Raw genomic sequence first — 11,277 nt, forward strand, 5'->3', positions numbered from 1 at the left:
TTGAGGTGATATCCCCGATACACAGGTAAATTAGCCGCCAATCTATCTAGATGGGGACTATACATAATATCTACTAAGCTAAATGTACTCACAAAGTAGGGGCCGGGATATTCAGACAAAGCTTGTTCAAGTTCATCTAATTTAGCCTCAAATTCTGCTTGTAATTTTGCTAGCTCGTCAGCATCTACAGGTGCTTCTCTCAAGAATTTATAAGCGATGTTCCGAAAACCATTGGTTTCTGATTCTTCAACCAAACGCCTAGCAATAGCGTTTTCCTCTGGATTTTCCGGTAATAATGCAGGATTGGGAAACCTTGTTTCTAAAGCTAGGAGAATATCTTTAGATTCGTATACTAAATTTTCCTCAATCTTAGCAGCCGGTACAAGGGTAGTAGGAACTAGCTCAGTGTACCATTTGGGTTTATTACTTAAATCAATAAACTCTGTGGCAAAAGGAATTTCTTTTTCTTCCAGTGCAAACCAAACCCTTTCACAAAAAGGACACCAAGAATTAGTATCTCGGTAAAGCAGGACTGGCGGTTCTGTATTTGGCGGAAGTTTATCGAAACTGCTAGGTATGGGTGCAGTAGAAGGAGATTGTCCTGGCCTTTTTACTCGACGTGCAGAGGTATGGTTTCTAGCTGTCTGTAGAAGTTCATCCCAACTCGATATTGTGTTTTGAATAGACATTTTTACCTCGCTTTACTAGGAACGCCGGAAAACACAAATAACTGTTGTTCTTTGGGTTGAGGTAAATTTTCACCAACGTATCGATGAAGACCTACTCCCATATCTCCTGTAGCAGTTAGCTTAAACTGAACTTCTTCAAATCCAGATGCAGACAAAATTTTCCGTACATTGTCAGAGTAGGGAAAGCCGTTCGAGTGTCCACGAGTCCAGATCACAAAAGCACCTGGTTTACTGAGAAAACTGAGGTTATCTAGTAAACGATTGAGTTCGCCTTCATCAGCCAGATTGCCAAAAACACCGCACACAATTACGATATCTGCGGGTACTGCACCTACATAGTTAGTAGCAAGAGTTGCATCACCATTGATCAACTCAATTTGCCTGGTTAAACTCAAAGATTCTATAGTTGCTAGTCCACGTTCAACTAGATTTGAATTTATTTCAACTAGTCGTGCAGAAACATCCTTCGCGCGGGGGTGATTTTGTAAAGTTCCTAGTAAATCTCGTCCGTCACCGGCGCAAACACTCACTATCTGAATAGCTCCATCTGGGGACGCATTCAAGCTATAAGCAATATATTCCCGCACGATTTCTAGACGCTGCTGCAACTTTGGCTCAGTGTTATAGAGGTCGTGCCATTCATACCAATCGTTCGGCATAAGGGCTAATTCCCGTTCGATGCACACTATGTACTTGTAAACTACTGTTAGTCTATCAAGTAACTGTAGTTTGTTTATAACGGTCTAACGATATCATAGATATTTATCTAAAATCAAGGAGGTAGACAAGGCAGAATTTATTTTTAGTCAATAGTCAATAGTCATTAGTCATTAGTCATTACTCAGCACTCAGCACTCAACACTCAGCACTCAGCACTCAGCACTCAGCACTCAGCACTCAACACTCAGCACTCAGCACAGGTAAGGAGATGGTAAAACAACTACCTACCTCTAGCGCACTGGTTAGGCTGACATCTCCGCTATGTAGTTCGACAATACGTTTAACGAGAGCTAATCCTAAGCCTATACCCTCATACTTGCGATTGAGGCTACTATCAATTTGCGTAAAAGGTTCAAATACTTTTTGTAAATTTTCTGGAGCAATGCCAATTCCTGTATCCTTCACTAAAATTCGCAGGTAATCGCGCTCTCGATTCACGCTGGCGATTCTGGCTTCTACGGTAATTTGTCCGCCTGGGGGTGTGAATTTTACGGCATTATTGAGGAGATGAATTAAGGCTTGGCGGATACGTAGTGCATCTATATATAATTCAGGTAACTCAGTTGGTAATTTACTTACTACTTGAATAGATTTTTTCTCTGCTTCGGGTTGAATAAATTCTAAACTTTGTTGGCACAGGGGTAAAATTGCTGTTTCTGCAAATTCTAAATCAATCTGTCCTGATGCAATTTTAGACACATCTAAAATGTCGCTAATTAGCTTGAGCAAATGATAACCACTCTGCTCAATGGTTTGTAAAGCTTCAATTTGTTTTTCGTTAACTAATCCAAAGACTTCATCTAGTAATGTTTCCGTCATCCCCAGAATAGCATTGAGTGGGGTACGTAGTTCGTGACTCATGGTAGCTAGAAATTCATCTTTGAGTTGGATACTGTGGGTTAATTGTGCGTTGATTTCTTGTAATTGCGCTTCGGCTGTTTGACGATCGCTAAAAAGTCGGGCGTTTTCTAGGGATATCGCCGCTTGAGTGCAGAGGAAATGGAGAATCAGCAGGCGATCGCGACTAAATACACCACTAGTAAGTTGATTTTCGAGGTAGAGAATGGCGATCGCTTTTCCTTGGTTGAGCAGGGGTAAACACAGAATACTTTGGGGTTGTTGCTGAGTTAGATAATCATCAATGACTGGTAAATCAGTGACAAGGCGATCAATTACTACTACTTCTAGGGTATTTTTGACGTAATTAATCAGTTTTACAGGTAGCGGAAGGTTGCTGTTTAAAGGGACTGGGTTAAATTCTGTAGCTGTTGGGGTGGCGAAGGCTTCTAGTTGCCAGGTGTTATTTCTCTGAGGGAGAATAATAGCACAGCGATCGCCGCCAGAATATGTGAGAATAATTTGGGTCAATTGACGCAGCAAATCTCTGATTTGAATAGTTCCAGATAGATTTTGCGCGACTTTGAGGATAGTTGCCAAGTCTAAAACTGTGTTGATGCTGGTGCTAGAAGAATGGTTAGCATGACTGGAATGGGTAATTGATGCAATCGGTACAAGTCCCGCCAGAGTTTCTAGTAAATTTAGGGGTTGGATAGTTGAGTGTAGAATGGGTTGCAATAAATGAGGATAAAGGTTTTCCAGTTGATCTGTTTTGCCTTTAGCTCCCCAACGGGCATAACAATAGTAGGCTTGCTGCATATAACCTGCGGCTACTCTTTCTTTACCCCAATTCCTGTAAAATTTAGCTGCAAGTTCATTGGCTAATGCTTCTTCTGGCAGATATTCGTGAGTTTTAGCAGTGGTGATGGCGCGATCATACCAATCTCCGGCTTGATAATTGTTACCTAAGACTCGATGTTTTTCTGCTTCTATTAAATCGAGCTTATGTTGATGATTCATCGGTGCATGGTGGGCAAACTGAGCCAAACTAGTTTGATAGGTTTGGGCGATCGCTAAAATTTCGGCTTGCTCTGATTCTGACTGGCTTGGTAAGCGTGTTAAATGTGCCAAGGCTGCATAAAAATAAAAAATCGGCACAAAAAACGATCCTGATACGGCTATCAGATAAGACTGTGCTTGATTTGCATAGTTAATTGCATTTGCATAATCACCAAAACAGTAGGCTAAGAGCAACTTATAAATATAAGCTTCCGCGATCGCTGTACCATCATTATCCTGTTGGTGCTTGGGCAGCATCACTGTTTCGTTGTAGGAATTGCCTATTAAACAATGTGGTTGCTCAACTGACTCAATTAAGTTTTCTGCTGTTTGCTTACCTAAATTTATATAAGCCTGAGCCGAATATTGTCTCACTTGAGCTAAAACCGCACTATAGCTAGCCATATCTTGGGCAAAACTACTCAGTTCTTCGCCACTAAAAAACCGAGAATTACTGTGAGTCGCCAAGGAAAATCCCGCGTGCATAAAATCCCCTGTGTCTATGCCGGCATCATAGGCTGTTTTCAGTGTCTGGATGGAATCCCTCAACGGCTCTTTGTGGGGTTGAATAAAGTTACCAAACAAAAACATGACAATTGGCTTAATCTCTGGGATATTAATCTTGCCAGTAAATTTAAAGCCAATTTCCCAAAAGCATAGCCTGTAGCGACATCTCCTAAAAAGGCAGACATAACTAGTCCGTGGAGAGCATACCCAATAGTGGATGATACCGTATTACCCGATAGCAGAGAAAGACTCACCATCTTAGCACTGAGCAAGGGCAATAAACCTGGCATTCCCTGAATAATGGGGGAAAATAAGATACCCAGAATGTGCATTGCTGCCTGGGTAATGGCATCATTTGTCAGTGGTAAATCTATTAATGTTTCTACGGGGGTGTTTGTGAGTTGGGTAGCCAAGGTTTGTAATGCTTTGTTAATCTCCTCTTGTTCAGCTTCTTGGGGTAGTTCAACCCCCAATTGCTCTAGTGCTGTTCTCCCAACTGCGATCGCGCCCAGCACATTACTTTGTAAAGTTTTAGCTGCGATTTGAATTTCATAGATTTTCACACGATCAATCACTGTTCGCGCCTGCTGCAAGACTAAAGCTGCTTGCTGTTCCATGCGCTCAAAGTCACCATTTAAATAACTGACTTCGGCTGATGTCAAATAAAGATTTAAAGTCAATTCATATTGATTTTCCCAGCAGTTTGTCTGCAATAGATCAATCCCTGTTTGCAAATAATCTCTCGCGGCTGGATAGGCTGTAGATTTTCTAGCTTTTACCCCGGCTTGCAAATTGAGTTGAGCTAATTCTTGACGTTGACTTGGTTGACTAATTAACTCTTGCCCTAGATTTAAATGCCCAACGATATCAAATAATTTTCCTTCTTGCTCACTTTCAGAAGTATTTTGCAGCAGTAATTGTCCGATTTGCAGGTGAGTTGCTATTTTCTGCTCATCAGGAATCAAAGAATAAGCTGCTTGTTGGACGCGATCATGTAGAAATTGATAATTAGCTATTTTTTTGTTGGTATTTCCATTTAACAGGCCTAATTGCTGATGATCTTCTCCCTGATAAAACTTATAAACATCACTAATTGGTAAAATAAATTCTTCCTGCAAGGCTTTCCATAAACCAGCCGCCGTTTCTACTTCTGATTGTTGAGTCGCAATAGCCAAAGTTGCTAAATCAAACTGATTGCCTATACAAGCGGCTAACTGCAATATTTTTTGAGTTGATGATGGCATTCTTTGCAGTTGCAATGCCATAAAAGCCACAACATCATCTGTAACCGCTTGCTGTTTTATCTGAGCTATATCACATTCCCAACATCCCAAATTAAAGTTAAATTTAATTAGTCCATCTTGATTTAATGCCTTGAGAAACTGTGTAGCAAAAAATGGGTTCCCTTGGGTTTTTCGATACACCAATTTTGTTAAAGATTGTGCTAAGGAAGCATGACAATGAAGTGTATCAGCTACGAACTGATTCAAACTCATTTCACTCAGAGGTTGGAGGGTAACATTATTTAATTTTGCCCCTGTTTTACTGAGTTGTTCTAAGGTCAATATTAAGGGATGTGCTGGAGTCACTTCGTTATCACGATATGCACCAATTAACAACAAGTGCCTCGTATCAACCATTAATAGCTGTATTAACTTTAATGATGCTGAATCTGCCCACTGCAAATCATCTAAAAATATCACTAAAGGATGTTCTTTAGTTGTCAAAACTTGAGTAAATTTTTGAAATAATAAATTAAATCTATTTTCTGCTGCCATACCTGATAATTCGGCAACTGCTGGCTGTTTGCCAATCACCATTTCTAGCTCTGGTATGACTTCAATAATGACTTGTCCATTATCTCCAACTGCTTCTAATATTTTATTTTTCCAAGATAGAATTTGTGCATCACTTTCGGTTAATAATTGTCCCATTAAATCACGGAAGGCTTGCACAAAAGCAGAAAAGGGAATATTGCGATTAAATTGGTCAAACTTGCCTTTGGTAAAATAACCCCGTTGTCGTACTATCGGTTTATGCACTTCATTAACTACGGCAGTTTTACCAATACCGGAGAACCCAGAAACCAACATCATTTCCGTTGCGCCAAGGCTCACTCTTTCAAAAGCTGCGAGGAGAGTTTTAACTTCACTTTCTCGACCATAAAGTTTATCAGGAATAATGAAGCGATCGCACAAATCTCTCTGTGCAATTACAAAACTGGCAATTTCACCAGTCCTTTGCAATTGCCCTAAGCATTTTTCTAAATCATACTTTAACCCTAACGCACTTTGATAGCGGTCTTCGGCATTTTTTGCCATTAACTTTTTGACTATCTCTGCAATAATAGATGGGATTTGGGGACGAATTTCAGATAATAAGGGAGCAGCTTTGGCAATATGACAATAAATCAATTCCATTGGATCTTCTGACTTAAATGGTAATTCTCCCGTTAGTAGCTCGTAAAAAGTCACACCCAATGAATACAAGTCTGTGCGATAGTCAATCCCCCGATTCATTCTTCCTGTTTGTTCAGGAGAAATGTAAGCTAATGTTCCTTCTATTATATTGTTACTAATTAATGTTTGAGTTTCTCTTGGTAAAAGAGATGCAATACTTAAATCAATTAATTTAATTTTTTTTGTATCAGGATTAATTAAAATATTACTAGGTTTGATATCTTTATGAATAATTCTTTGTCGATAGAGACAGTCTAAAATGTCACACAGAGATATAGCTATTAATAGGAATCTTTCTAAAGATAGAGGAAATCTAACTTTTTCACCAGCAAAGTAATCTTTCAGAGAAATTCCACCATAATCCTCCACTACTAAAATATAGCTATTTTGAAATGGTTCTAAGCTATAGGTTTGGATAAATCCAGGATAATTGAGATTTTTACCAATTGTGTATTGATTACGGAATTGCAGTAGTTCACTAAAGCTAGGATAAGGATTCTTAAGATGTTTAATTACTACTGGTAATAAGTCAGTTGCTCGATACCCACGATAAACAATGGTTCTGTAACCTTCATAAAGAATCTCGTTGACTCGATATCCAGGAAAACAGTCCTGATCGCTAATCATAAATGAGTGAATCCTTGGAATAGATACACTTAGTATAGCTTCATACCTAAAATCATTAATTTTTAGAAATATAATTTTATGTCACCTTCAGAATATGATGAGGCATACCTGAAAATATTAACTAAGGAATAACGTAGTATTAACTTTGATAACTACCTAAATCTTGGATTTGCTGGCGATCGCTACCCCTCATAAATGTTACAAAAGTTATACATAGAACCATTTAAATACGCTTTAACAAATATGACTGCTAAAAAATTTTTTTCGCAAGTAAAATTGCAAGATGTATGCTATTCTTTACATATAGGGAATCAAAAGCGTAAAGCTAAACAGGTCGATTCTGGCATAGATGTTGACCTCGCAGTATCTTAGTTGTTGTTGTAGTAGAGCCAAATCCTGGAAATTAACCAATTGTTTGATGAACTGATGATCTGACTTCACAAGTTTCTGGAGGTATTTGTGGAGTAATTGGATCTGTAGCAGTGTGAAAGTAAGTGGAGAGCTTGAATCTGTTTGCAGTTCATCAATTAGATTGGAGTTAACAGCATTTTTACCAACCCACATTCTGCACCTTGTGGTGTGGTAGATGCAGTAGACAAAAAACTGGATACTTTTGCTACTTGATAACATCTGCCAATCAATTTATGTCAACTCTCAAAAGTATTCTTCCGCCTTGATTGCGTGAGGTTCTACAGCAAAAGAACCACAGTGTTTGAGAGTGAAAACCTGTGAAATAATGTTTGATTTGTGGCTATTATGCCGCTTGTTGGTAAGTGAAATAATACAGATGGAATTGCAACTTGCGCTCCATCTGTCCTTTATTTTATAGGCATTTTCTCATGAGTTAGTTTTATAGCAAACTTTATTGCTAATTAGACTATCTTAGGCAAATTTGTATTGGCGATCGCTAAATTTACTGATTATGCTACTCACTTCATTTATTACTCTAGGGCTGACAATATGTCTTTGGGCTATGAGCTTAAAAATACTTAATGCAATATGGCAACTATTTACCATTTTACTGGGTTTATTTTGCTTATGTCTGAGTCTGAAATTCTCCTTTGCTCCCTTTGAAGTCTTGGGAATATTGGCTTTTCTGAAAATTACGCAAAAAATGTACTGCCTAAATCTGCGCCAATAACTAGTTTTTCCGGTTTCATTTACCAACTGTGAGGTAATTATTTATGGTTATGTCCATGCAATCAAGTAAAAGCTTTTTGCTGTTTGAAGAAAATGATCGTTTATTAGTGAGATTATACGCTGCTTTGAGTTTACGACCCGTGATTTCAGAAATCGCTCAAGCTTTTACGAGGAAATACAAAATTCCCATAAGACTTGAATTGGATTATGCTGATTTGCTCCGAGAACGGATTTTAGGAGGTGAGAAGGCTGATATATTTGTTACTGATGATCTGCACAATCCTACTGCATTAATGCAAGCAAGTAAAAGCAGTCCGGTAGTTAACTTTGTTAATAATAGAATATGTGCGATCGCTAAACCTGGAATCAGTGTCACATCTGATACTCTATTAGATGCGATGTTAGATCCAAAAATCCGCTTAGGGATATCAGCACCAAAACCAAACCTCATTGAAGACTATGCACAAACTGTTTTTCATCAAGCAGAAAAATTCAGACTAGGTAGTTTTGAAACATTAAATAATAAAGCATTACATTTAATCGGTGGCAGTAACTATCCAGTCATGTCCGATAAAAAGAATAGGTTTGCTTATTTCATCCTAGAAACTCAACAAGTAGATATATTTTTAAGCTATTATACTGATGCTCGTCTAGCTCATTTAGCAGCCCCAAGTTTACAAATAATAGAGTTATCTGAAAACTTAGCTGTTCATGTCAATTATGGCATGACTATCATCAATAATTCTCATAGTGCTGTGGTCACATTAGCTATGTACATACTATCATTAGATGGGCAATCAATCTTAGCTAAATATGGATTAAATACATCTGTTATTGGATAATCGCTTATTTAGAAAGTAAATATTCAGTAGTAAATATTCAGTAGGGTGTGTTACGGCTGTGTAAGGATTTGGAGTGTGAGTAAATTATATTCAGCCGTAACGCACCGTATTATATTGGTGCGTTACGCGTTGCTTTAACGCACCCTACAAAATCACTATAAGGCTTATTTATAAGCATCTATTTAAAGAGAATGTAACTGTATTTAGAAACATAATATTGAATAGAATAATCTGTCTATTTTCTAAAAATAACAACAAATTATTTGTTGTTTTATTATTGATATACAGACCTGTCTTTATAAATAAAATATGCTCATATTTTATTTATATTTTTTTGATTTTTGTCATCCAAAATACTGTTTAATAATTAGAAGAATTGTTAAAGTTTAAGAACAGAAAAGAAACAGCTTTCTTCTTGAGAAAGAAATGAGTTGAAACCAAGAAGAAACAACAAAGAAATCTGCAAAGGAGAATAGAGAAATGCCACTGAAACTATTAAAGTGCGACGAATCAATCCCAGAAAGGGAAAAGCACGTATACATTAAAGAAAAAGGCGAAGACACAACCCAATTTCTGCCCCTATCCAACATCGAAACCATCCCCGGTTCCCTCTCAGAACGCGGATGTAGCTACTGCGGAGCCAAACTCGTAATCGGTGGCGTACTCAAAGACACCATCCAAATGATCCACGGCCCCATCGGTTGTGCCTACGACACCTGGCACACCAAACGTTATCCTAGCGACAACGGAAACTTCCAACTCAAATATGTCTGGTCATCAGACATGAAAGAATCTCACATCGTCTTCGGTGGGGAAAAACAACTCCGCAAATCCATCATCGAAGCCTTTGCAGAGTTCCCCGACATCAAACGAATGATAGTCTACACCACCTGCGCCACCGCCTTAATTGGTGATGATATCCGCGCCGTCGTCAAAAGCGCACAGCAAGAACTCGGTGACGTTGATATCTTCTGTGTAGAATGTCCGGGATTTGCAGGCGTGAGTCAATCCAAAGGACACCACGTATTAAACATCGCTTGGATTAACGAAAAAGTCGGCACATTAGAGCCAGAAATCACCTCACCCTACACCATCAACGTCATCGGAGACTACAACATCCAAGGTGACACCTTCGTCCTAGAGAAGTACATGGAAAAAATGGGCGTACAAATCATCGCCCACTTCACCGGAAATGGTACCTATGATTCCTTACGGGGAATGCACAGAGCGCAACTCAACGTTACTAACTGTGCGCGTTCAGCAGGATATATCGCCAACGAACTCAAAAAGAGATATGGTATTCCCCGTCTAGATGTAGACACCTGGGGCTTTGACTATTGCCAAGAAGCATTACGGAAAATCGGTGCATTCTTTGGTATTGAAGACAGAGCCGAAGCAGTCATTGCCGAAGAAGTCGCCAAATACCAAGACAAAATGAATTGGTACAAAGAACGACTCAAAGGCAAAAAAGTCTGTATTTGGACAGGTGGCCCCAGACTATGGCACTGGACAAAAGCATTGGAAGATGACTTAGGAATGCAAGTAGTATCCATGTCTTCCAAGTTCGGACACCAAGAAGACTTTGAGAAGGTCATTGCCAGAGGTCAAGAAGGCACAATCTATATTGATGATGGTAATGAATTGGAGTTCTTTGAAGTTCTGGAAATGATTCGTCCTGATGTAGTGTTGACTGGGCCAAGGGTAGGTGCGTTAGTGAAGAAACTGCACTTGCCTTATATCAATGGTCATGGTTATCACAATGGGCCATACATGGGCTTTGAAGGTGCTGTGAATATGGCAAGAGATTTGTACAATGCCATTTATTCTCCTCTGATGCAACTTGCTGCTTTTGATGTTCGTGATGATGAGCCTAAAGTTGCGGCTGCAACTACAAATGGCAAACAGTCTGAGGACTTGAGTGGTCAAGTTCAAAGCATCACCACATACATTCAAGAGCGTTGTTTGTGGCAATTCCACTCCCGTGCATGGGACAGAGAAGAAAATATCAATGGTGTAATCAAAAAAGCCACTGAACTCTTGAACGGAGAAAAATCTTCTCAAGAAACCCTGACTGATAAGTTGTACTATGCAGATGCGAAGATTTTGGTATCTGAACTCAAACGCAACTTACCTTGGATCAAAGATTTGAACAAGGCACAAGTTAAGTCTGTGCTAGAGACAGTTAAGCAAAATCTAGTTGGTATCGCTATCTCTGGTTCTCTTAACGGTGAATTGCACCATTCTCTCTATTAAAATTAGACGGCGTTGCTGAATCTAGGTATGAATCTGGCGCACATACGCTACAAGCGCGAAAAAAGATTAGACTTTTTGCATGAATCCTTTGGTGTTGCCAACAATATTATTTAAAAGCTCACGCAAAGGCGCAAAGACGCAAAG

The 11,277-nt window shown here is 39.0% G+C and carries 6 protein-coding genes; 2 read left to right on the forward strand and 4 right to left on the reverse strand.

Going from position 1 to position 11,277, the window contains the following annotated elements:
* From CV014_RS22635 to CV014_RS22650, 4 genes are all read right to left on the reverse strand, one after another.
* A partial coding sequence (locus CV014_RS22635; RefSeq protein WP_236144079.1) for a glutathione S-transferase family protein occupies nt 1-689 on the reverse strand: 689 nt, incomplete at its 3' end.
* Nucleotides 690-691: 2 nt separating this feature from the next.
* The gene (locus CV014_RS22640; RefSeq protein ID WP_236144080.1) at nt 692-1,348 is read right to left on the reverse strand and encodes a class I SAM-dependent methyltransferase family protein; all 657 of its coding nucleotides are present in this window, start codon (nt 1,346-1,348) and stop codon (nt 692-694) included.
* Nucleotides 1,349-1,586: 238 nt separating this feature from the next.
* A complete protein-coding gene (locus tag CV014_RS22645; RefSeq protein ID WP_236144081.1) occupies nt 1,587-3,896 on the reverse strand; it encodes a sensor histidine kinase in 2,310 nt (769 codons plus the stop codon).
* On the reverse strand, nt 3,851-6,898 hold the full coding sequence (locus CV014_RS22650) for an ATP-binding protein (RefSeq protein WP_236144082.1): 3,048 nt from the start codon (nt 6,896-6,898) through the stop codon (nt 3,851-3,853). The genes CV014_RS22645 and CV014_RS22650 overlap by 46 nt, the downstream gene beginning before the upstream one ends.
* Nucleotides 6,899-8,094: 1,196 nt before the next feature.
* On the opposite strand from CV014_RS22650, the gene CV014_RS22655 reads away from it, so the two are divergent.
* Together CV014_RS22655 and vnfD are read left to right on the forward strand one after the other, a co-directional pair.
* A complete protein-coding gene (locus CV014_RS22655) occupies nt 8,095-8,880 on the forward strand; it encodes a substrate-binding domain-containing protein (RefSeq protein WP_236144083.1) in 786 nt (261 codons plus the stop codon).
* 480 nt (nt 8,881-9,360) lie between these two features.
* A complete protein-coding gene (gene vnfD, locus CV014_RS22660) occupies nt 9,361-11,133 on the forward strand; it encodes a nitrogenase vanadium-iron protein, alpha chain (RefSeq protein WP_236144084.1) in 1,773 nt (590 codons plus the stop codon).
* Nucleotides 11,134-11,277: the final 144 nt, after the last annotated feature.

It is taken from the genome of Nostoc sp. CMAA1605 (genome assembly GCF_021596505.1).
GTDB lineage: Bacteria > Cyanobacteriota > Cyanobacteriia > Cyanobacteriales > Nostocaceae > Trichormus.